Here is a 20,832-nt window from a genome sequence, read left to right as displayed (position 1 = left end):
CTTTATTCCTTATAGTCCAGTAGATCGCCTATATATCCCGCCCGGCTTGCTTTAATAGCTATTTCCAGGCATTGCGCAAAGTGTTCCTCTCGTGAGGGAACCAAAGTTGCCTGCTCCTTCATCAGCGCCTCGGCATCACTAATACATCCCATCAGCTCAACCTGCGCATCACTCATGCGGTTCATCTCTGGCGCATCAGCAAGTTGTCGACCCGGGTTCCAGGTACCTATTTTCCACACCACCTCGTCATCACGATCTCGCCAGCCCCAGAACAGCGCAATATCGGTGAAAGCCGCCTGCTGCTCTGGCGTCAGAACGTGCTCAAGTAGCGAGGGAAATACGCGATTGTCGTAATAGCGCAGTAAACCGGTTTGCTCTTCCCAGTGAACCTGTGACAGTGCCTGCAAATGGCTACTCAGCAGGTCGAATGCCAGTGGCGATATCAGCAACGTCAATCGCGGTGTCGTGGAGAAGTGTTCCACCAGCTGTTCAAGCCAGCGCTGGTGGCTGCTGATGCTAAAATGCAATCGCATCACCAGCGGTGAATACTCTGGCGTTGCCGCTTCAGGCGTGTTCGCAAACAGCTCGAACCAGCGTAACGGCGGGTTAATCTGGTTCAGCGCCTGTTGCAGCGGCTGTGCTGTGCCAGCCTGATCAACCAGCACATCGAGATAATCCTGTCCGGCAGCAGTGCAAAGCGCGGTGGCCTGTTTCAACCATCCATTATTCATGTCCGTCATCGCTATCCCCTTGGCGCAAAAGCCAGCGCGGCTTCCTGCGCTTTTTTCAGGCACTCTTTGCACACGGATTTAGGCAGATCAGGCAGCGTTGTTTCTTCGCTGGCAGGAGAATTCCAGGCATGAACGCCACGGATGCTGGTTTTACCCGGCGAATGAATTTGGATATCACCCTGCGGCGTAATCCTGATGGTTGCGCCGCCACATCCCAGCACAATGCCGTTTTTCGCGGTCAGGCGCAGTTCACCCTGAACGGTCTGCACGCTGATATCTTTCATCGCCGTCAGTCCCAGGGTATCGCCGTGCGATTCCACCGTCAGCGGGCCCTGGCCCGACACCATGCGAATCCCTTCCTGCTGCGACAGCAGGGAAATCGCCTGACCGGCGTTGACCTGAATGCGTTTGCCACTGGCAATGCTGGTTTCCGTCTGGCTTTGCAGATGCAGAGTGCTGCCTGAGTTGAGCAGAATGCTTTTGGGGCTGACAACGCCAATGCCTTCTGGCGCACTCAGCAACATGGCAGGGGATTTGAGCTGGTCGACAGCGGCCAGATAAGCCCTGAGATGCGTGACATCAGGCTGGAGATTATGGTGCGACTGAGTGATCGACTGCCAGCCGCTCATCTGGCTGATCGCACCTTTGACCAGGCTTATTGCCGGTGTCATTTCCAGCACCGGCCCGGTTGCCGTGGCCTGCTTATCAGCCGTCAGGAAAAGGCCCTTGCCGGCTCGCAGCGTACCGGTGCTGTCTGTACGCAGCTCAAACCCTTCGCCGCGCTTGCTACGTGAACTGTCGACGATATGTCCGAGTGAAAGTTGGCTCTTACCGCCAAATTCCGTCGACAGTTTGACATGTTCATATCCACGGCGATCCTCAAAGCGGAGTTTGTTGTTCGCCGGCGTCCTCAGCACATTGCGTTGATAGTTATAGAGATTGACATGATCTTCATGGCGAGAATCATGCACCGCGCAGAGAATGTAAGGTCTGTCAGGATCGCCGTTGGTGAAGGCAATCATCACCTGCGTTCCAGCTATCAGTGGAAAATGCCAGCCGTAGACATTGCCTGCATAGGGCTTCGCCAGCCGCACCGGTACACTTTCAAAACCAGACTGCCAGGATTCGTTTAGATCGAACTGAAAACGCACCCGATAGCGGCCATGTTCATCAAGTTCTGCATATTGCGCATTTTCTACCGGGCTGGTGACGCGAGCCAGCAGCGTGCCTGCAATGTGCGGCCAGCTTTTCAACGGTGGACGATAAGTGCTTTGCGGCCGAACGGGCACAGCGGTAAAGCGGATAACATAGGCGGTATCGCGCGAAATACGGGTTGATGAGGTAGACACTACCAGCAGGCCATCCGGCGCGTCTGGCCACTCTTTACCTTGTGGCGAGATCACCATGCCCGGACGGATATCCATGCCGTTGCTCATACCGTCGAAAGTGACCTGCTCGGTGATCAGGCGTTCCTGGCGACGTCTGACAAACCACTGTCCCTGTTCCGGTAGAGCCTGGTACTCCTTGCCCAGCAACTGATAGTTTTCACCATAGCGATACAGCTCTCCCGTAAGCGCAGGCTTATCAGGATCGGTTTCCGCTTGCGCCTGCATGTCATTTTGCGCGTTGCGGTAATACTCATCATTGAGTCGTGTGCTGGCGGCAACGGATTGGCGATTAACTGAAATATCCCAGAGAGATTCCAGGCCGCCATCAAATAACCCTGACGGATGGCGAAAGACGATGCTTTGCTCAGCACCATAGGCCTGCGCGCTGTCACCCAGTACCAGCACATCTCGGTGGTTTTCTTCATCCCAGGTGAAGTAATAAAAGACACCAATGCGCGACAGATGACGCTCTATAAAGGCGAGATCGCTCTCCGCATATGAGATATAGAAATCGCGAATCGGATATTGAGTATTCAGGCGAAAGTGATAATCCAGCGAGGAGTATTCCCAGCGTTTAAGGATATCCTCTACCGCACCCGGTACACTTTTATGCTGGTAAACGGCATAGGTCAGGCTGTTTTTTAGCAGCGCAAGGCGCGATTCCAGCGTGACCACATAACGTGTTTGGTCAGCAGAGGATTCGCACTGCTGGAAAGCGGTAACTACACCGCGCAAAATGCGGGGTTCCACTGACAGCCAGGGTTGGCCGTCAGGGTAAAACAATAACTGGGCCGTGCTGTTAATCAGAATATCGGCGGGAATATCGCGTGTAGCGCTGGTGAGTTCAATACTGTACTTCCACGGCGAATTTAATGCCTCTTCACCGCTAAAACGCAGCACTGACAAAAGAATATCGGGACGCTGATTTTTCAGCGTCTGGATGCTCAGTTGATAGTGGCTGTATATCGGCGTCTTGCCAGCCGTAATCACAAAATCCTTCTTGCCCATTTACAGATTCCTTCCTGAAATTTGTTTGCCTGAAGCCTACCCTTTGACTAACAGATATTGCAGATGACCGTTCATGATGAAAGTGGCGAGAATAATGGCAACCAGCACACTGCTGCGAATAAGCCACGGAGAACGTTGCCAGAAAGATGTTTTATGTTTCGAGCGCTGGATAATTATTGCTGAGTCGGCAGATCCAATCTGCTTCGGCAATAGCGCTTTTAGCTGCTGCATCAGCAACTGGCGCTCCTCATCGTCTTCCGTTCGGTATTTTCCGGCATAACCCAAATGCAACATTCTGTAGTAGCAGCTAATGGCGGCTTGAGCTGTTGCAGGTTCACGAAGCAGATTTTTGATGCGATCAAAGAATTGCTCACCACCAATGAGGTGCCCGAGAAAGTGCCCCTGCAAAGGTGTGCGTTTCCACCAGGCAGAGATATCAGCTTGCGGAATGGTCATGATCAGTTCGTCGAGAAACACGCAGTGCGCAAATTTGATTTCTTCGCAGAGAGAAGCTGATGCTCCCGCTGTCGTGAGGTGATGCTGAACCTGTTGAATCGTATTGAAGCAGCGCTGGTAGAGTGCATCATCAACCGTGATGGATTGCCCATTACGGATCGCGAGCGCCAATAGCCAGGTATCCTGCATCAGCTCATCGAGAGTATTCGCTGTGATGTTGTGTTGTGAAAACGTCATGGGCACCTTCCTGGTAACGCCTGAGCATTGTTAATCCATTAATCCAATTACCGATTTCAATCGAGAAATGGCTGTTGCTCTCGCTGCTTACTTAGCCGAGCAAAGGTGGACTCGCTGCCCTGAAGGAGCGATCTCCACCTACCAACGGCCCTGAGGATATTACAAGGAGTGATAGTTGATCAAACTAACAATTTGAGTTTGTGAAACAGGATTCCAATTTTAAGCAAGGATTTTCACTCGACATTACTAGTAATCCTAATGCGATTCAGTAACTGCGGTTTTTTATTTTACATTCTGATTTTGAACGATTTTTGATAATTTAATAAAGGGGAAGGCTGTTCTGCGTGAGTAAACATGTGGTGCGAAGATGTGAATGTTGAGGATGAAAATAACGATCGATGAAACGTGATTACGTTAACAGTTTTGGCAGGTTAGGGGACATTGGCAAGGTCTATAAGCTCCAGCAAAAATTTAAGGGCCTGAGGTAGATTGGTATTGCTGAAGTGCGTCGGCAATACATCCCACCACTCAATGTTGTTAAACCACTGCTGAAATATTACTGCCGTTTTAACTCGTTCTTTTTAAGCACTAACTTTTCAATCAACTCATCCAGCCCGCTCTCAACCAGCATCTCCACCGCATCGCTTCTTGTCGTTTCACTCAACCGCACAACCTGATCGATTTTCCTCAAAACAGACATACGCAACGACAGCGACACCGCTTTCTTTTTCTCTTTATCCAGAAATACCCGGCTGACGGTTTCGCTCTGTTGCAGTTCGGCATTGAGCTTAAGCGCTTCATTAATATGGCGCAGGCTTTTCTTATCGAGTTTGCCGGGTTCAGTAAGTTGGTAGCAGTGGGTGAGGCGGCTGTATTTGATCTCCGCAGACCAGGATTCACGCAGCTCTTTTAGCGCGCGCGTCAGCGTGGGTTCGGAGCAGTCTAGCGAGGCGAGAATACGGCTGGATGCAACCGGTTTGCCGCTGCTGAGCAGTGAGGCGAGCATAAATACGCGTGTCTGTCGGGTACTGAGTTGCATGGTCGATTGAGGCCTGCGTTAGTGGTCAATGGTCGGTATCGCCCTCCTGGCAAACGGTTTTCGACAGTATCAGAGGGTATTTAAATATCAGGTAAATAGGGTCCGAAAATTCCTACGTCCGGTTTGTGATTCAGTGGTAACGCGGTGGGCAGGAATGCCTACCCTGCGGGGGTTGTCAGGTTACCAGCATCAAGGCGCCGTCTGAGCGGGTATCGGGTGCGATGCCATATTCCTGCGCGCGCGCCAGGATGGCGGCGGCCCAGCGGCGATGCGTCGCCGGTTCGCACATCGCGCCCTGCGATTTGAATACCGCCTGGCTTGAATTAAGGATGCGGAAGGCATCCGCTTGATCGCTGGCGGAAACCATCAACATCTCCTGAATCTTGCCGATTTGGCTCGGGTGAATGGCGGTTTTGCCCACCAAACCGTGCGCGATATCCAGCGCCAGTTCCTGATCCATAATCTGCTGATCGTCGATGTGCTCGCACACCGGCGCGGTCAGCGCAAAATCGCGCGACGCGAATACCGCCACCAGCATTTTGATGGTGTAACCCATCGGGCTGTCATACAGCGTGAAGTGGCGCGAACGGCGCAGCGACAGCACATTCATCAAGTCGTTACCGCCAATGCGCAAGGCGACCACGCGCTCGCGGCAGGCATGATGTTGCAGCGTGAGGGCCAGCTCGCGCATCGCCACCACATCGAACACCTCTTCGGTTTCCAGCGTCGGCATCATGCACAGATGGCTCGGTTCGAGAATCTGCCACCACAGCGGCAAGGAATCGGCGGTGAATTTCGGCAGCACAAAACCGTCTATCGCGCTGAGGTTGAGGTTTTCCACCAGCCACGCGCCCATCTCGCTGTTGCGCGGACGGATAAACACCAGCGGCCACTGCGCGTTGCCATTGGCACGCTGTTCGGCATTCAACACCAGCAGGATCTGCTGGAGATTGTGCAGCGCCTGCGGCAAATCCGCATCACTGACCGCATCTTCCAGGCAGATCACCAGCGAGCGCAACCCGCTGATTTTATTGTGCAGAATGGCATCGACGATATCGCTGCGCATCGCTGGCATATACAGCGTTGCGCCCAATCGCCATGGAGAGAGACGGCCGTTCATCACAGCACCTTTTTGATTATCGTCACGGCGCGGTATTGCCCAAGATCGGCTCCCGCTTCTGTGATGGTCAGCCCTTTTTGTTGGGCAAGATAGACCAGCAGCGCCACGTCGGGATCGTCCACCGAACGGACCAGCACCTGATCCGGCACGCGACGTAGCACGGCGCGCGTGGCTTCGGCGATGCCCGGCTTAATGCGGTTGATGCTGTTCACCTGATAACGCGCCGCCAGCATGGCGATCACCGCTTCACTTTGCGCCACCAGTTGCTGCTGATGTTGTGGATCCTGCTGGCACGCGGGCAGGGCGCTGACATCCAGCGATCGCGCATATTCCGCTACGGTGTTCACCAACTGCTGGCTGCAATCGTATTGCGCCAGATGGTCGCACTGCACGCAGCCGTGCAAGCCCGCTTCAGACCACAACGAGCGCGAAATTAACCCTGAAACCGGCGCGCCCATAATGCCAAACGGGATCAGCCAGTCATCATCGCTGGCCGAAAGCCACGCCCGACCGCACGGATCGGCCAGCACCACCAAGCGCGGCTGTGCCGGATAGCCGGGACGATGTTCGAGGCTGCGGATCAGCTCGCCGGTGATGGCGCCTTTGCCGGTCCAGCCATCAACGAACACAATGCCTGCGGTGCCGTGGCGCGCTTCGATGATCTCCAGCGCGGCCTGATCAATACCGCGATCGCGGATGATGCTAATGCCGTAATGGTAAGATTCGTGGCCCATCGCGCGCAGCGCCTGTTGCAGCATCACGCCGAGCGGCACGCCCGCGCGCACCAGGCTTGCTAGCACAATCGGCGTGTCGCCAAACTGGTGTGCCAGCGTCCGCGCCAGCATGGTGACTTCTTGCGCCAGGCGTCCGGCACCGGCGTCAAGCGCGCGGGAAAACAGCTCAAGGTGCCAGCGCGTCGGTTCCGGTTCCTGACTCAACATCTCGGAATAGTGGCGCGCGCCAGATTGGATCAGCTGCTCTTTTTGCTCCACCGGCGTCATGTCGATTTCAACCGGCTTCAGCAGAAATTCGACGTCGCCGGCTTGGTACGATCCAGAGAAAGGCAAGTTATTCACCATCTGTTTGTTCTCCGAATATGGCCTGGTTGATGCGTTCGGCAAACTGGCTCTGACGCGGAATGCCGTACCAGCTGCACAGCTTCATAAAGCGGTGATCGCTGAGGCTGTCGCCAAGGCCAATCACCGGGAAAACGCCGCGCTCGTTACGCAGCTTTTCCAGCAGGTAGCTGACGGCTAAGCCTTTTTCCACCACGTTCGGCAGCCAGGCGACGTTGTTGCTGTTGCGATGGATGTAATAGCCGGCGGTGGGGAAGCGTTGCTCGATTTCATCGGCGATGGCGTAAAGCTCTTCGAGGCGCGTGCTGTCGCGGTGCTTCATCACCAGATAGATCGGCGTGACGCCATATTCATAGTTGATGCGCGCCCAGCCGTTGATATCGCGCTCTGCCATCAGGTCGGTGATCGCCTGCTGCATCGAGAGCAGCGCCGGGCCGTACGGCGTCAGTTTTTCCAGCATGTGCGCGCGCCATTCGGCATCTTCCTCGCCTTGCGGATTGAGGATCACCGCGCCGTGCGTGGTCACCGCCCACGATCGGAAAGGGATCTGCACGCGGGCGATCTCTTCGGTGCCGCGCGCGGTGACCGGGATCAAATCGGCCTGCTCGATCATCCAGTCAACCAGCATCGACTGCTCTTCCGTCATAAAGCTGCGCGGCTGCAGGCTGAGATCGAGCGCGCCAGTACGGAACGGCTCAAGATCCAGCTCGTCCACCATTTTGCGGCGCGTTTGAAATAGCGTGTCGTCAAGGTCGGAAAAAATCACCGGTTTATTCATAGCTGATCACCTCCACCTGTGGCGCAACCTGGGCCAGTGCCGTTGTTAACAGCGGATCCACGCTGTCGACCGGCGTTTCGATGCACAGCAAAATGCGGTCAAACTGCTGATGCGCCACGTTGTATACGAAGTTGGCGATGCCGAGACCGTAGTTATCACCGAAGGCGATAGCTGATTCGATGGCAAATCCGGTAGCGATCGGCGAGCGCGTGGTGGAGCTGTATTTCACCGCTGCGCCTTGTGCCGCCAGACGTTCAGCCAGCAAGAAAGGTTCCCAGACAAATTCGCTGCTGCCGAGCACGAGGATTTTTTCTCCCGGCTGCGCCTGAATCGCGCAACCCAGATCGCCCGCTGGCGCTGCCATGCCGAGTCGGCCCCAGCGCTGTTTGCCGGTGATGGGCACGGTGGCGGCATCGTTAAGCACCATCGCTGGCATCGGCGGCAGTGCGGCGTCGGGATCCTGCTGCCAGTGCCAGTCGCCTTGCATCAGCGACACGCTGCGCACCGGCACCGGACAGCGCGCGGATAACGCATCGCCGCTCCAGTCGGTGAGCGTGACGGCGATAACCTGCTCGATCTGCGTTAAGCCGCCGTCGTTGCGCAGCGCTTCGAGCAGGTTAATAAAGGTGTTGCCGGTGGTGGCTTCGTCATCAATCATCACCAGCGTGCGCGCGTTGAGCACGCGCTGGCGCAGCTGCGCATCATCGGGCAGGTAGATCAGATGATCGGTGGCGTGGCTGTGATTTTCTTTAAACTCGCACAGCAAATCCGCCTGCTGCGGATGGCGCGTTGAGGTGAGATACACCGGCTCACTGACGTGCTGGCGCACTTCATCAAACACGCCTGCGCCGAGGCCAACGGCGGTTTCCGCCATGCCGATAAACAGCACCGGGCCGTCAGAAAGCGGCGGAAACTGCTCCGCCAGCTGGCGATACACGGCGCGCATTTTCTCCGGCGCCACCGGAATGTGGCGGCCAAGCACTTTACTGACGAACAAAAAAGCGCGCTTGGGATTGCGGCGCTCGGCGATCTCGAACAGATCGTCGATGGCGCTGATGCCGCCGGTTGGCGTAACGCTCAGCGTGCCGCATGACAGCGTCCTGCTCCAAAGTGTGGTCATGGATTGTTCCTTATTGAACCTGGTTGGACAGGACGGGGTTGTACGCCACCACGTCGCTCAGCGCGCGGACGGTGGCTGGCGTGAAGTCGCGGCGGGCGTTGTCGATCACCTGCTGCTGACTGATCAAGCCTAGCTGGCGCAGGGCAAACAAGCCGGGAAGATTGACGCCGCTGAAACGGGTGTAACCAATGCCGCCGGAAGGGCGCATATTGATCTCCAGTAATAGCGGTTTGCCGCTGGCATCATTGCGCGTCTGCACGTTGATCAATCCATCCGCGCCCATCGCAGCGGCACAGGCTAGCGCCAGTTCAAAGGCTTCGCCGCGGTTTTCCAGATACTGCAGCGCCCCTTCTTTGCGGCGCGCCACGGCGGCCAGCACCTTGCCGTTTTCCGCCAGCATATCAACCGAATATTCCGGGCCTGGCAGATACGGCATCAGAACCAGCGGCTCCATGCTGTCGGCGGCCTCCAGCGCCTGTAAGTAATATTCGGCTTTCACCCGGCGTGCGTCGGGATGGGTAAACGGCGCCATCGGCGAGACGCTTTCATCAAACTGCCAGAATCCCATGCCATAAATACCGGTAACCGGTTTTACGCACAGCGGCAGATCGCCAAAGGGTTTATCGGCGATCAGCTCACGCAACTGTACGGGCGAATCCACGCGCAGTGAAGGCACCACCGGCAAATTCAGGCTTTTCATATGGTGGGCAAACGCGACTTTGTCATCGGCCAGATCCAGCATCGCAACATCGCGTGCGCCAGTGGTTAAGCGCGCACCGCTGGCTTCGATAGCGGCGCGATGGGCTTCAAACCAATGAGCATGTCGACCGGTATGGATCGCCTGAATGGCATATTTTTCTACGGTAGAAAGAATAAATTTGAGGCGCTGATTAACATCACCGGGTTCAATTAATGCATGATCCGCCAGAGAAAGTATTTCATTACGCGATTGGCGATGTGATGCATAAATCGACACGTTGTAGTTATGTTTTTTTGCTGCAGATATTATGCCATTAATTATATCGCGCTGGGAGGATAAACCTTCCATTAGCCAAATTTTGTGAGACATTTCTAATTATTTCCGCAAGAGGCTGGTGGCTGGGTTATGGTTTGCGAGTTTATTTCTCACTTTGAAATGAGTCAATCATAATATGATTTTTTACCCTAACGTAACCTTATGAATTTTAATGTAAAGAATTGTCATGTTTAGTGCGTTGCTGGTTCGGGCTGGATTCTTTTAAGTTGTTCTTCTGCAAGGATTTATTGTATTTCATAAAATTGCTGTGAAAATTAATGCTGAACATGAATATCCTCATGTTATGATTTTGCCCTCATGGAATTTGTTGCAAATATAAAACCCTTTTCAAACCTGTTTGAAGGAATTATGACATGGTTTCATTAAGCAAGAATCAGACGGTTTCACTCAGCAAACAAACCGCTTCGCTGAATAAATTACATTTCGGCTTAGGCTGGGATCCCATTAAAAAGAAAGGCTTCATGGGCAAGCTTTTTGGTGGTGGCAGCGATTCCATCGATCTGGATGCCAGCTGCGTATTATTGGATCAATCCGGTCATGCCATTGATACCATCTGGTTCCGCGCATTGACCTCCAAATGTGGTGCGGTGAAACACAGCGGTGATAATCGTACTGGCGAAGGCGATGGCGACGATGAAGTGATCATCGTTGAGTTGTCACGTCTGCCAGCTAACGTTGAGTATCTGGCGTTCACCGTGAACAGCTTCCAGGGTCAAACCTTCAATGAAGTGGAAAATGCCTTCTGCCGCGTGGTGGATCAAAACGGCAAAGAGCTGGCGCGCTATGAGCTGACTGAGCAAGGCAGCCATACCGGCATCGTGATTGCTTCGCTGCACCGCAACGGCGGACTGTGGGACTTCACGGCGCATGGCCGCGCGAGTGCCGGCCGTACCATTGACGCGATGCAAAACGACATCGTTGCCGCAGTGGTGCGCTAATGAATATGACGCCGGGGAGCAATGCTCCCGTTCCCGCTAATCTGCTGACGGTGCGCGTGCTCGCTGGCGCCGCCGTTGATGCTTCGGCCTTTCGTCTGTTCGCCAGCGGCAAAGTCAATGGCGATGCCGATATGGTGTTCTACGGTCAGCCGGATAACGATGACCGCACCATCAGCCTGAAAAGCGAAGGGCACAACTCCGCCTTCTCTGTCGATCTCACCCGCCTGCGTCCTGAGGTGCAGAAAGTGGCCTTTACCGTTACCTGTGACGGCGGCCGCAACGTGTCGGGTTTGCAACGTCTGGCGATTCAGGTGGAGCAGAGCGGTGAAGTGTTGCTGAATGGCAGCGTGGAGCTGGTAGGACGTCAGGAAGCAGCGTTGATCCTCGGCGAACTTTACCGCCGTAATAATGAGTGGAAATTCCGCTTTATTGCGCAGGGTTTCAACGGCGGCTTAAAGCCGCTGGCGGAACATTTTGGTGTGGATGTGGCTGAACCCGCGCCTGCCCCAACGCCTGCGCCTGCACCGCAGACGGCACCGGCTCCAGCACCGACACCCGCGCCGGCAAAAATCAATCTGAGCAAAGTGTCTCTTACCAAAGAGAAGCCAGCCATCAGCCTGACCAAGCGCGATAACTTCGGTGAGATCCGCATCAATCTGAACTGGCACCGTGAAACCAGCAGTGGCGGCGGGTTGCGCGGATTGTTCGGCGGCAACAAAGGCGTGGATCTCGATCTCGGCGCCTTCGTTGAGCTGCAAGACGGCTCGCGCGGTGTGATCCAGGCGCTGGGCGGCAATTTTGGCGCCATGCATGCCAAACCTTTCGTACACTTGCAGGGCGACGATCGCACCGGCGAAGTGACCGACGGCGAATGGCTGCACATCAACGGTCGCGAATGGAGTCAGATTCGCGAGGTATTAATTTTCGCCTTCATCTATCAAGGTGCGGCGAGCTGGGACAAAACGGATGGCGTAGTCACGCTGCACATTCCAGACCAGCCTCCGATTGAAACGCGTATGACTGAAGGGGAGAACCGCCGCAACATGTGTGCGATTGCTCGCCTGGTCAATGAGAACGGCAGTATCCGCGTCGAGCGTATCAATCAGTTCTTTAACGGGCATTCCGATATGGACAAAGCTTTCGGTTGGGGATTCAACTGGCGAGCTGGCTCCAAATAATAACAGACAGAGGATTCACTATGAGCTTTTTCAACAAGGTCAAAGGGGCATTTAATTCCGGCCGCGATGAATTAACCAAACAGGTTAGCCGCTTTAAGAACAAGAAATTTATGCAAGGCACCGTCGCGGTGTGCGCACGCATTGCGGTGGCAGACGGCGGCGTGAGCGCGGAAGAGAAGCAGAAGATGATCGGTTTTCTGCGCGCCTCCGAAGAGTTGAAAGTCTTTGATACCAATGAAGTGATTGAGTTCTTCAACAAACTGGTGAGCAGCTTTGATTTCGATCTGGAAATCGGCAAGGGCGAAACCATGAAGTACATCATGGCGTTGAAAGATCAGCCGGAAGCCGCACAGTTGGCGATCCGCGTAGGTATTGCTGTCGGTAAGAGTGATGGTGATTTTGATGCTGACGAGCAGAAAGCGGTGCGCGAAATCGCCGTCGCTTTGGGCTTTGATCCAGCAATATTTGGTCTGTAATTTTTATCTTTTAAGGGTTCATCATGGTGTCTACGCACATTGGCTTCCCAACTGAAACAGTCGCGGTTTTCATCGCGCTGTCGGTGGGCGCTATTTTTATCGACCTGTTCATGCACCGCGGCGACAAGCCGATTTCGCTGAAAAGCGCGGCGCTGTGGTCAGTGTTCTGGGTGGCGGTGGCGATGGGTTTCGCCGGCTTCCTCTATATCCATCACGGCGCTGAAGTTGCCAGCCTGTTCGTGACCGGTTATGCGCTGGAGAAAGTACTCTCCGTCGATAACCTGTTCGTGATGATGGCGATCTTCTCGTGGTTTGCTGTTCCGGACCGCTATCGTCACCGCGTGCTCTACTGGGGCATCATCGGTGCCATCGTTTTCCGTGGCATCTTCGTAGCGATCGGTACCGGCTTGCTGAGCCTTGGTCCGTATGTGGAAATCGTGTTTGCGCTGATCGTCGCGTGGACGGCGGTGATGATGCTGAAAAGCGGCGATGACAGCGACGAGATCGAAGATTACTCGCAGCATCTTGCTTATCGCATGGTGAAGCGCTTCTTCCCAATCTGGCCAAAAATGCGCGGTAACGCCTTCCTGCTGAATCAGAAGGAAGTTGATGAAGAGCTGCAGAAGCCAGAAAACAAAGACGTAGTGATTGGTCGCGGCAAGAAAGCGGCGCTGTATGCCACGCCGTTGATGCTGTGTGTGGCGGTGGTTGAACTCTCTGACGTGATGTTCGCCTTTGACTCCGTGCCGGCGATTATCGCAGTAAGCCGTGAACCGCTGATCGTTTATAGCGCCATGATGTTCGCCATCCTCGGCTTGCGTACACTGTACTTCGTACTTGAAGCATTGAAGCAGTATCTGGTTCACCTCGAGAAAGCCGTTATCGTGCTGCTGTTCTTCATCGCGGTGAAACTGGGTCTGAATGCTACCGATCATATCTGGCATCACGGCTACAGCATCTCTGCTAGCGCCAGCTTGTTTGTGGTACTCGGCGTGTTAGCGGTCGGTATCGTACTCAGCGTGATGTTCCCCGGTAAGCCCGAGGAAAAAGAAGAGAGCTGATCTTCTGCCAGCAATGAGTCTGAAAAATCATTAACCAAGAGGTAATTACAATGAGCGTTTCTCTTTCTAAAGGCGGTAACGTTTCGCTGAGCAAAGCGGCACCAACCATGAAAAACGTCCTCGTTGGCCTTGGCTGGGATGCACGTTCCACCGATGGTCAGGACTTTGACCTTGATGCGTCAGCGTTCTTGCTGTCCGCCAGCGGTAAAGTCCGCGGCGATGCTGACTTTATTTTCTACAACAATCTGGTCTCTTCCGACGGTTCCGTTTCCCACACCGGTGACAACCGTACTGGTGCAGGCGATGGCGATGATGAATCGCTGAAAATCAAACTGGATTTGATCCCGGCTGACGTCGACAAGATTGTGTTTGTGGTCACCATCCACGACGCGCAGACCCGTCGTCAGAGCTTTGGCCAGGTTTCCGGCGCGTTTATCCGCCTGGTGAACGATGACGACCGCAGTGAAGTGGCGCGTTACGATTTGACCGAAGATGCCTCCACTGAAACCGCGATGCTGTTTGGTGAGCTGTACCGTAACGGCGCCGAGTGGAAATTCCGCGCGGTAGGCCAGGGTTATGCCGGCGGCCTCGCTTCGGTATGTGCTCAGTACGGCATCAACGCGTCTTAATTATCACGGGCAGCTTCGCGCTGCCCGCATCATCCAATTAAAAGCAGGAGCTTTAAAATGGCAGTTTCTCTGGTAAAAGGCGGTAACGTTTCCCTGACTAAAGAAGCACCCACCATGAATGTTGCCATGGCGGGTCTGGGTTGGGATGCACGTGTAACAGATGGTCAGGATTTCGACCTCGACGCGTCAGTATTTATGGTCGGTGACGACGGTAAAGTGCTGAGCGATGCCAGCTTCATCTTCTTCAACAACAAGCAGAGCGCTTGTGGTTCCGTTGAGCATCAGGGCGATAACCGCACCGGTGCTGGCGATGGCGATGACGAGCAGGTTAAAATTACCCTGTCTAAAGTACCGGCTGAGGTGAAGAAGCTGGTCTTCGCGGTGACCATTTATGATGCCGAAGCGCGTAAGCAGAACTTCGGCATGGTGAGCAACAGCTTCATGCGTATCTTCAATAATGACAGCGGTGCTGAAATCGCCCGTTTCGACCTGTCTGAAGATGCGTCTACCGAAACCGCGATGGTGTTTGGTGAGCTGTATCGGAATGGTGCCGAGTGGAAATTCAAAGCCGTTGGTCAGGGCTTCGCAGGCGGCCTGTCAGCGCTGGCTTCGCAGCACGGCGTGAGCGTCTGATTCAAAGCATTTTATCAAAGCCCCGGCTGGTCCGGGGCTTTTTATTATCCAAAGGACGCATCCTTAACAGGAGGTTAAAACTATGATGTTACAACCGGGCCAGAACCTGCCGCTGAACACCACCGAACTGACGTTGCGCCTGCACTATGCTGCTTCATCCACGTTGCGCGGCGATGTGGATACCAGTGTTTTCCTGCTCGATGCCGCTGGCAAAGTGAGTGGCGATGCCGATTTCATCTTCTTCAATCAGCCCACAACCGCCAATCGCAGTGTGGTCATGCAGAGCACGCCGCAAGGCTGCACCATTAATCTGGATCTGATGAAGATTGCCGCCAGCGTCAGTAAAATCGCCGTCGCCTTAGTGATTGACGGCGACGAGGCGATCAATGCGCTCAACAGCCTGAGCTTAACCGCTGAAGATATTGCCCAATTCAGCCCGGAAACGCACGGGCGCGGGGAGAAGGCGCTGATTCTGGCCGAAGTTTATCGTCATAATGGCGGCTGGAAGCTGCGCGCTCTGGGGCAGGGATTCAACGGCGGGCTCGAACCACTGGCGCGTCATTATGGCGTGGATATCGCCCAGCCCGATCCTCAGCCAGCCGCGCCAACGGTGGTGAGCCTGGAGAAAAAGCTGCAACAGAAAGCGCCACGATTAGTGAGCCTGGCGAAAAACGCCAGCGTTAGCCTGAGCAAATACCAGCTACAAACGGTGAAAGCGAAGGTGGCATTTGTACTGGACGCCTCGGGTTCGATGAAAGGGCAGTTTAGTAAGGGCAACGTGCAGGCCGTATTAGATCGCATTGCGGTGCTGGCGGCGCAGTTTGATGATGACGGTTCGATGGATGTCTGGGGCTTCGGTCAGCAGCACGCGAAATATCCCGATGTAACCCTGGATAATCTTGATGGCTACATCGCCACCATCCAGCGTGGCGGCAAGACATCGGCGTGGGAGATTTTACCAGGACTGGGCGGCACTAATAATGAACCGCCGGTCATGGAAGAGCTGATTGATACCTTTAGGCACAGCGATCTGCCAGTGTACGTGGTTTTCATTACCGACGGCGGCATCAGCAAAACCCGCGCCATCAAAGAGGCGATTCGCCGCTCGGCTAACTATCCCATCTTCTGGAAATTTGTCGGCCTCGGCGGCAGTAATTATGGCATTTTGCAGGATTTGGATAACTTCAACGATCGCCGCATCGACAACACCCATTTCTTCGCCATCGACAACTTTGCCAGCCTGGCGGAAGACCGGTTATACGATTTGCTGCTGGAGGAGTTTAAGCCGTGGCTGGATGCAGCAAAGGCTGACCGGATTTATTGATCAGCCCGAATTGTGCGCCTAAGGATCCAGACGCAGCATGCGCAGTTTTTCCATTGGCACGCGGCGTTTTTTCCACGTTGGATGGAAATGACGCCAGTGTGGATCCTGCGCGGCGGCCAGTAACTCAAAATCACCGCGCGTATCGCCCCAGGCGCGCAGGTGATAGTTATGCAGCGGGCCGTAAACGCTTTCCAGTCGCTTGACCTTTTGCCCGCAGCGGCAGTTATGGCCGGTAATTTTACCAGTAAGAATGCCGTCAACGACTTCTAATTGGGTACCGATCAGATTGATGCCCAGACGCTCGGCGAACGGTTCTAATACCATCGCCGGCGAGGCGGAACAGATGGTCACTTCGGCGCTGGAGTTCACTTCGGCGGCAACCGCTAACAGCCCGGCTGGGCGCATTAGCTTATTCCAGTTTGCCGCGCAGAAAAGTTGCGCCTGCTGGCGAATCCATTGCTCCTCAACGCCGGTTAAAAAGGTGTGAATCAACACTTCTTTTAACTCATCACGCGTTAGCTTTTTCCGCATGCAGCGCAGCGTAGGGAATGCCAGTTTGGCAATTTTGCGTGCGAACGCGCGCTTGCCAAAGCTGAAACGCAGAAAGGGGATGAAGCTGTCGTGAATGGTCAGCGTGCCGTCAAAATCGAAGACTGACAGAACCTGATTTTCACGCGCTAAGGAGGATTCCATGGACATGTTGTTCTCTTTTGTCGCAAGCCGTAATCAATGCCACGATGATAGCAAATGGCTGGCCGATATTCTCATGCGTGAATGCGGCTACCGATAAACGGTAGCCGTTTGAAACGCTTACTCGCGGATTTTGCCCTCTTCCTCGCGGGTTTTACCCTCTTCGATAAACTCTTCGTCAATCTCTTCGGAGTTCTCACGGTTATCGCGACCGGAAAGCAGATTCCAGCAGGCAATAAACAGCGCGGCGATCAGCGGACCAATGACAAAGCCGTTGATGCCGTACACTTCCATGCCGCCTAGCGTGGAGATCAGGATCAGATAATCCGGCATTTTGGTGTCTTTACCGACCAGCAGCGGACGCAGAATATTATCCACCAGGCCAACCACCACCACGAAGAAGCCAATCAGGAACAGCGCTTTCCAGATGGCGCTGGTGGCGAAGAAGAAGATGGTTGCCGGTACCCAGACAATGGCGGAACCGACCGCCGGAATCAGTGACAGGAACGCCATCAAGGTGCCCCACAGCAAGCTGCCATCAATGCCTGTGATCCAGAAGGCGATGCCGCCCAGCACACCTTGTACCACCGCAACCACCACCGTGCCTTTGACCGTGGCGCGCGATACCGCTGCGAACTTCATCAGCAGGTGATGTTTCACGTAGGTTGAAAGCGGCAGCGCTTCCAGAATTAAATTCACCAGCCAGGCGCCATCTTTCAACAGGAAGAACAGCAGATAGAGCATCACGCCAAAGCCAACGGTAAAGGTGAAGGTCCCTTTGCCGATCAGGAACACGCTGCCCGCCATGTATTGGCCGCCTTTCAGCGCAAAGCCAGAGAGCTTCTGCTGAATCTCCTGCGCGTTGTTCAGGTTGTTATCGGCGAGATAGTTGCGTGCCCAGGAAGGCAGATGCTGCAGCAGATCGGCAAACACCGCAGGGAACTGCGCGGAGTTGTTCTGCAGCTTGGTGTAGACGGTGTTAACTTCAACCACCATTGAAGAGGTGATCAGCGCCAGCGGCGTGAACACCATCAGGCAGATAATCAGTAACGTAGCGAACGAAGCCAGACCGTTGCGATCGCCCATTTTACGGCGCAGCAGCGACTTCAGTGGATGGAAGATCACCGCCAGAATCGCGGCCCAGAAAATGGCAGAAAAATAGGGTGTCAGCACATCAAAAAAGGCGAAGGTGACGATCGCCAAAATAACGATAAAGAAGCCTAAATTAAGTCCTTTAATACGCATTACATAGTCTCGTCAGTAGATAGGGCGAATGAACTATAGAACGCTTAACGGGGAAAGTAATGTTTTTAGGATCGATGGTTCGCTCAAGCTCGTGAAGAGAGCAGACACAGGATGTCCCGATTTGTCCGCCTGATGTCTGTTCACTGGCTGGCGCGGCAGCACTATTACGGTGATGATGGTGGCTGAAACTCACCGGAGGAAATCATGCTGGAACTACGTCCTAACTGCGAATGCTGCGATAGAGATCTGCCGCCGGCGTCGCTTGAGGCGCGCATCTGCTCATTTGAATGCACGTTCTGTGTGGCGTGCGCGGAAGGTATCCTGGCGCAGCGTTGCCCGAATTGCAGCGGTGAGCTGGTGCGTCGACCGATTCGTCCTGCTGCAGCGTTAGCACGTCATCCGGCGTCCTCAACGCGCCATTTATCTTCTTCATGAGATAGTGAGCGTGCAAACGAATATTCTGCTCATGTAAACGTTTACCCTAAATAGTTTATCAGGCTGCCTCGTGATATTTAAACGTTACGCAAGCAGGGTAATTTTGAGCACGATAGTAATCACCGCTGTGTATTAATGTTGGTGATAAACAATCCGGGCCTAATAAGGAGCAGTAATTGTTAAATACTCATCAGGTTGCGCGTGCGGCGTGCTGAGATTATAAAGGTTTAAAAGGCCAATGGTGTTGTTTTTAAAGGGATATTAACGATGCTTGATAGCATGGATTAGCTGTTTGAATGCCTTATTGTTGTGTCTTTGCTGAATCTGGTCAGAGCACAGACCTTATTTATCCTGAAACAACGTTCCTAAAAAAATATCTTTTCTGTCATTTAATTTTTGCGTATTTTTCTGAAAAATAGCCCTTTTCAAAAGAAGTTTTCAATTTTAAATGGTATTGTTTGCTGGCAATGCTAGTGATGTGGCGTTGTGTGCTTCAGTTTTACCCTCACTTTTGCAGGGTTTACCCCTTTATGCAATTTATGGAAATTGAATTATCCTCCCGATCCTTGCGATCGGGTTTTTCTTTATATTTCCCGCTCTCGCCGCAATAAACGCTGATGCGTCTCTTCGATCCCGTTAATGTCAGAAAATACACAATCGTTAAGAAAGTGATAAGTTGACGTAATTTCCTGTAAGTATGCGGTTTTTAAGAGTTTTGGAAATGCTTTTCTGTCTCCAGTTAATCAATAGTAATGCTTAACGGCACAGCAACCGCCGTTATCATTGGAGGCAACACCATGAAAAAAACAACATTAACTCTTATTGCGTCATTTATTGCATGCAGCACACTGTTTTCTAGCGTCTCGTGGGCAGACGGCCCAGGTGATCAGCGCTGGCAGCCGCACGGCGGCGACCAGCATCAGGACCACGGACGTGGCCCGGATCGTGGCGGCGACCGCGGACCGGATCGCGGCAATCATCATGACCGTGGCCACGATCGCGGCCCCGGCCCGGATCGTCATGACCGTTATGCTGACCATCGTATGCCGGAAGGGCATCGTGACGGCGACCGCTTCGCCTGGGGCGGACATGACTTCCGTCGCGGATATCCGGCACCGCCGGAGTTTCGTGGTCCGCACTATCGCGTAGATGACTGGCGTGACCGTGGTCTGTATGAACCACCGCGCGGTGAGCATTGGGCTTACATCGACGGTAATTACGTGCTGGTGGCCGCAGCAACCGGCATCATTACCGCAATTCTGCTCAACGGCGCGTTCAACTAATCCCTCCGCGGATGGCTGCGGCCATCCGTGTTTCTCTGCGCTTTATCCGCTCACCAGGTTATTCTCTCTACGACCCGTTTTTCCTTTCGATACGTTAAGGAGTGATGATGACCGTGGTAAAAATGGTGGCGGTGGATAAAGACGGCACCTTTCTCGACGACAAGAAACAGTACAATCGCGCGCGTTTTAACGCCTGCTATCAGGAAATGAAGCAGCGCGGCATCAAGTTTGTGGTAGCCAGCGGCAACCAGTATTACCAACTCAAATCCTTCTTCCCTGAGATCGCCCACGAAATTGCCTTCGTGGCGGAGAACGGCGCGTGGATTATCGATTGTGATGAAGAGTTATTCTGCGGCGAGTTTTCCCGTCCGGATATTGATGCGGTGCTGGATACGTTGCACAACGGTAACTATCCCGAACTGCGTTACATCCTGTGCGGACGCGACAGCGCGTACTACTTCGAAGGCCTTGATGAAAAGTGGCTGGTGAAAATGCGTCACTATTGCCACCGCCTGAAGGCGATTCGCAGCCTCGATGACGTGGCGGGCGATAAGCTGTTCAAGTTCGCGCTGAATCTGTCTGATGATTACGTGGAACCGCTGATGGCGGACATTGAGCGTCTGCATCAGGGGGCGGCCGCCGCCACGTCCAGCGGTCACGGATCGGTGGATTTGATCGTGCCGGGCAACCATAAAGGTCACGGCCTCGATCTGTTGGGCAAACGCTGGGGCATCGAACGCAGTGAAATTCTGGTGTTTGGCGACGGCGGTAACGATCTCGAAATGCTGCAGCAGTCGGGCTTCAGCTTTGCCATGGCGAACGCACCGCAGAAGGTCAAAGATGCGGCCCGCTTTGAAGCGCCGGGCAATAACGACGAGGGCGTTTTACAGGTGATTGAGCAGATGCTGGCCGGTAAACCGCCGTTTGTCATCTGATCGTCATTTTTAGCTT

General features: G+C 54.0%; 21 protein-coding genes. 10 read left to right on the top strand and 11 right to left on the bottom strand.

Annotation, left to right across the window (positions count from 1 at the left end; translation table 11 throughout):
* Window positions 1-2: 2 nt before the first annotated feature.
* The 9 genes from KVT28_RS06680 to KVT28_RS06640 form a co-directional block, all read right to left on the bottom strand.
* A complete protein-coding gene (locus tag KVT28_RS06680; RefSeq protein WP_217547298.1) occupies window positions 3-740 on the bottom strand; it encodes a DUF4123 domain-containing protein in 738 nt (245 codons plus the stop codon).
* A gap of 2 nt (window positions 741-742) precedes the next feature.
* Window positions 743-3,127: a type VI secretion system Vgr family protein gene (locus KVT28_RS06675; protein WP_217547295.1), complete on the bottom strand. Its 2,385-nt coding sequence runs from the start codon at window positions 3,125-3,127 to the stop codon at window positions 743-745.
* Between the two features lie 36 nt (window positions 3,128-3,163).
* Window positions 3,164-3,820 carry a type VI secretion system protein TssL, short form gene (gene tssL / locus KVT28_RS06670; protein ID WP_217547293.1) on the bottom strand — a complete coding sequence of 219 codons (657 nt, stop codon included), beginning with the start codon at window positions 3,818-3,820 and terminating at the stop codon, window positions 3,164-3,166.
* Between the two features lie 556 nt (window positions 3,821-4,376).
* On the bottom strand, window positions 4,377-4,859 hold the full coding sequence (locus tag KVT28_RS06665) for a tellurium resistance protein TerW (RefSeq protein WP_192236659.1): 483 nt from the start codon (window positions 4,857-4,859) through the stop codon (window positions 4,377-4,379).
* A gap of 175 nt (window positions 4,860-5,034) precedes the next feature.
* Window positions 5,035-5,979 carry an HpcH/HpaI aldolase/citrate lyase family protein gene (locus KVT28_RS06660; protein ID WP_217547290.1) on the bottom strand — a complete coding sequence of 315 codons (945 nt, stop codon included), beginning with the start codon at window positions 5,977-5,979 and terminating at the stop codon, window positions 5,035-5,037.
* Window positions 5,979-7,058 carry a cysteine protease StiP family protein gene (locus KVT28_RS06655; protein WP_101763281.1) on the bottom strand — a complete coding sequence of 360 codons (1,080 nt, stop codon included), beginning with the start codon at window positions 7,056-7,058 and terminating at the stop codon, window positions 5,979-5,981. The genes KVT28_RS06660 and KVT28_RS06655 overlap by 1 nt, the downstream gene beginning before the upstream one ends.
* Window positions 7,048-7,833: a hypothetical protein gene (locus KVT28_RS06650; RefSeq protein WP_217547288.1), complete on the bottom strand. Its 786-nt coding sequence runs from the start codon at window positions 7,831-7,833 to the stop codon at window positions 7,048-7,050. Before KVT28_RS06650 ends, KVT28_RS06655 begins: the two co-directional genes overlap by 11 nt.
* Window positions 7,826-8,953 (bottom strand): phosphoribosyltransferase domain-containing protein, encoded by a 1,128-nt coding sequence (locus tag KVT28_RS06645; protein ID WP_217547286.1) that lies wholly within the window; start codon window positions 8,951-8,953, stop codon window positions 7,826-7,828. The genes KVT28_RS06650 and KVT28_RS06645 overlap by 8 nt, the downstream gene beginning before the upstream one ends.
* 10 nt (window positions 8,954-8,963) lie before the next feature.
* Complete coding sequence (locus KVT28_RS06640; RefSeq protein WP_217547283.1) at window positions 8,964-10,022, bottom strand: ATP-grasp domain-containing protein; 1,059 nt, start codon at window positions 10,020-10,022, stop codon at window positions 8,964-8,966.
* A 320-nt stretch (window positions 10,023-10,342) separates the two neighbouring features.
* On the opposite strand from KVT28_RS06640, the gene KVT28_RS06635 reads away from it, so the two are divergent.
* The 7 genes from KVT28_RS06635 (at window position 10,343) to KVT28_RS06605 (ending at window position 16,228) form a co-directional block, all read left to right on the top strand.
* Window positions 10,343-10,927 carry a TerD family protein gene (locus KVT28_RS06635; RefSeq protein ID WP_101763278.1) on the top strand — a complete coding sequence of 195 codons (585 nt, stop codon included), beginning with the start codon at window positions 10,343-10,345 and terminating at the stop codon, window positions 10,925-10,927.
* Window positions 10,927-12,105, top strand: coding sequence for a TerD family protein (locus KVT28_RS06630; RefSeq protein WP_101763277.1), 1,179 nt, complete (start codon window positions 10,927-10,929; stop codon window positions 12,103-12,105). The genes KVT28_RS06635 and KVT28_RS06630 overlap by 1 nt, the downstream gene beginning before the upstream one ends.
* Window positions 12,106-12,125: 20 nt before the next feature.
* Complete coding sequence (locus tag KVT28_RS06625; RefSeq protein WP_101763276.1) at window positions 12,126-12,581, top strand: tellurite resistance TerB family protein; 456 nt, start codon at window positions 12,126-12,128, stop codon at window positions 12,579-12,581.
* Window positions 12,582-12,604: 23 nt separating this feature from the next.
* Window positions 12,605-13,642 carry a TerC/Alx family metal homeostasis membrane protein gene (locus tag KVT28_RS06620; RefSeq protein WP_217547281.1) on the top strand — a complete coding sequence of 346 codons (1,038 nt, stop codon included), beginning with the start codon at window positions 12,605-12,607 and terminating at the stop codon, window positions 13,640-13,642.
* Between the two features lie 50 nt (window positions 13,643-13,692).
* Window positions 13,693-14,271 (top strand): TerD family protein, encoded by a 579-nt coding sequence (locus KVT28_RS06615; protein ID WP_008103744.1) that lies wholly within the window; start codon window positions 13,693-13,695, stop codon window positions 14,269-14,271.
* A 57-nt stretch (window positions 14,272-14,328) separates the two neighbouring features.
* Window positions 14,329-14,904, top strand: coding sequence for a TerD family protein (locus KVT28_RS06610; protein ID WP_101763275.1), 576 nt, complete (start codon window positions 14,329-14,331; stop codon window positions 14,902-14,904).
* 82 nt (window positions 14,905-14,986) lie between these two features.
* The gene (locus KVT28_RS06605; RefSeq protein ID WP_101763274.1) at window positions 14,987-16,228 is read left to right on the top strand and encodes a VWA domain-containing protein; all 1,242 of its coding nucleotides are present in this window, start codon (window positions 14,987-14,989) and stop codon (window positions 16,226-16,228) included.
* An 18-nt stretch (window positions 16,229-16,246) separates the two neighbouring features.
* Here the strand turns inward: KVT28_RS06605 and KVT28_RS06600 are convergent, their stop codons facing one another.
* Window positions 16,247-16,927: an HAD family hydrolase gene (locus KVT28_RS06600; protein WP_101763273.1), complete on the bottom strand. Its 681-nt coding sequence runs from the start codon at window positions 16,925-16,927 to the stop codon at window positions 16,247-16,249.
* A gap of 111 nt (window positions 16,928-17,038) precedes the next feature.
* Window positions 17,039-18,163 carry an AI-2E family transporter gene (locus tag KVT28_RS06595; protein ID WP_101763272.1) on the bottom strand — a complete coding sequence of 375 codons (1,125 nt, stop codon included), beginning with the start codon at window positions 18,161-18,163 and terminating at the stop codon, window positions 17,039-17,041.
* 204 nt (window positions 18,164-18,367) lie between these two features.
* Between KVT28_RS06595 and KVT28_RS06590 the strand changes: the two genes are divergently transcribed.
* The 3 genes from KVT28_RS06590 to KVT28_RS06580 all read left to right on the top strand — a co-directional run bounded on the left by KVT28_RS06590 (window position 18,368) and on the right by KVT28_RS06580 (window position 20,816).
* Window positions 18,368-18,598: a DUF1272 domain-containing protein gene (locus KVT28_RS06590; protein WP_192414137.1), complete on the top strand. Its 231-nt coding sequence runs from the start codon at window positions 18,368-18,370 to the stop codon at window positions 18,596-18,598.
* Window positions 18,599-19,395: 797 nt separating this feature from the next.
* Window positions 19,396-19,881, top strand: a complete 486-nt coding sequence (locus KVT28_RS06585) for an RcnB family protein (RefSeq protein WP_192414138.1) — start codon at window positions 19,396-19,398, stop codon at window positions 19,879-19,881.
* A gap of 107 nt (window positions 19,882-19,988) precedes the next feature.
* Window positions 19,989-20,816, top strand: coding sequence for a Cof-type HAD-IIB family hydrolase (locus KVT28_RS06580; RefSeq protein WP_110865702.1), 828 nt, complete (start codon window positions 19,989-19,991; stop codon window positions 20,814-20,816).
* Window positions 20,817-20,832 lie beyond the last annotated feature (16 nt).

The organism is Pantoea sp. GbtcB22 (assembly GCF_019091025.1).
In the GTDB taxonomy this organism is placed as follows: domain Bacteria; phylum Pseudomonadota; class Gammaproteobacteria; order Enterobacterales; family Enterobacteriaceae; genus Pantoea; species Pantoea leporis.
The sequence above is the reverse complement of the archived record's forward strand: the minus strand, read 5'-3'. Positions and strand labels throughout refer to the sequence as shown.

What these genes read in the sequence shown, in the direction of transcription:
- KVT28_RS06680 (WP_217547298.1), bottom strand. Translation starts at nt 740, where the DNA reads ATGACGGACATGAATAATGGATGGTTGAAACAGGCCACCGCGCTTTGC.
- KVT28_RS06675 (WP_217547295.1), bottom strand. Translation starts at nt 3,127, where the DNA reads ATGGGCAAGAAGGATTTTGTGATTACGGCTGGCAAGACGCCGATATAC.
- tssL (WP_217547293.1), bottom strand. Translation starts at nt 3,820, where the DNA reads ATGACGTTTTCACAACACAACATCACAGCGAATACTCTCGATGAGCTG.
- KVT28_RS06665 (WP_192236659.1), bottom strand. Translation starts at nt 4,859, where the DNA reads ATGCAACTCAGTACCCGACAGACACGCGTATTTATGCTCGCCTCACTG.
- KVT28_RS06660 (WP_217547290.1), bottom strand. Translation starts at nt 5,979, where the DNA reads ATGAACGGCCGTCTCTCTCCATGGCGATTGGGCGCAACGCTGTATATG.
- KVT28_RS06655 (WP_101763281.1), bottom strand. Translation starts at nt 7,058, where the DNA reads ATGGTGAATAACTTGCCTTTCTCTGGATCGTACCAAGCCGGCGACGTC.
- KVT28_RS06650 (WP_217547288.1), bottom strand. Translation starts at nt 7,833, where the DNA reads ATGAATAAACCGGTGATTTTTTCCGACCTTGACGACACGCTATTTCAA.
- KVT28_RS06645 (WP_217547286.1), bottom strand. Translation starts at nt 8,953, where the DNA reads ATGACCACACTTTGGAGCAGGACGCTGTCATGCGGCACGCTGAGCGTT.
- KVT28_RS06640 (WP_217547283.1), bottom strand. Translation starts at nt 10,022, where the DNA reads ATGTCTCACAAAATTTGGCTAATGGAAGGTTTATCCTCCCAGCGCGAT.
- KVT28_RS06635 (WP_101763278.1), top strand. Translation starts at nt 10,343, where the DNA reads ATGGTTTCATTAAGCAAGAATCAGACGGTTTCACTCAGCAAACAAACC.
- KVT28_RS06630 (WP_101763277.1), top strand. Translation starts at nt 10,927, where the DNA reads ATGAATATGACGCCGGGGAGCAATGCTCCCGTTCCCGCTAATCTGCTG.
- KVT28_RS06625 (WP_101763276.1), top strand. Translation starts at nt 12,126, where the DNA reads ATGAGCTTTTTCAACAAGGTCAAAGGGGCATTTAATTCCGGCCGCGAT.
- KVT28_RS06620 (WP_217547281.1), top strand. Translation starts at nt 12,605, where the DNA reads ATGGTGTCTACGCACATTGGCTTCCCAACTGAAACAGTCGCGGTTTTC.
- KVT28_RS06615 (WP_008103744.1), top strand. Translation starts at nt 13,693, where the DNA reads ATGAGCGTTTCTCTTTCTAAAGGCGGTAACGTTTCGCTGAGCAAAGCG.
- KVT28_RS06610 (WP_101763275.1), top strand. Translation starts at nt 14,329, where the DNA reads ATGGCAGTTTCTCTGGTAAAAGGCGGTAACGTTTCCCTGACTAAAGAA.
- KVT28_RS06605 (WP_101763274.1), top strand. Translation starts at nt 14,987, where the DNA reads ATGATGTTACAACCGGGCCAGAACCTGCCGCTGAACACCACCGAACTG.
- KVT28_RS06600 (WP_101763273.1), bottom strand. Translation starts at nt 16,927, where the DNA reads ATGTCCATGGAATCCTCCTTAGCGCGTGAAAATCAGGTTCTGTCAGTC.
- KVT28_RS06595 (WP_101763272.1), bottom strand. Translation starts at nt 18,163, where the DNA reads ATGCGTATTAAAGGACTTAATTTAGGCTTCTTTATCGTTATTTTGGCG.
- KVT28_RS06590 (WP_192414137.1), top strand. Translation starts at nt 18,368, where the DNA reads ATGCTGGAACTACGTCCTAACTGCGAATGCTGCGATAGAGATCTGCCG.
- KVT28_RS06585 (WP_192414138.1), top strand. Translation starts at nt 19,396, where the DNA reads ATGAAAAAAACAACATTAACTCTTATTGCGTCATTTATTGCATGCAGC.
- KVT28_RS06580 (WP_110865702.1), top strand. Translation starts at nt 19,989, where the DNA reads ATGACCGTGGTAAAAATGGTGGCGGTGGATAAAGACGGCACCTTTCTC.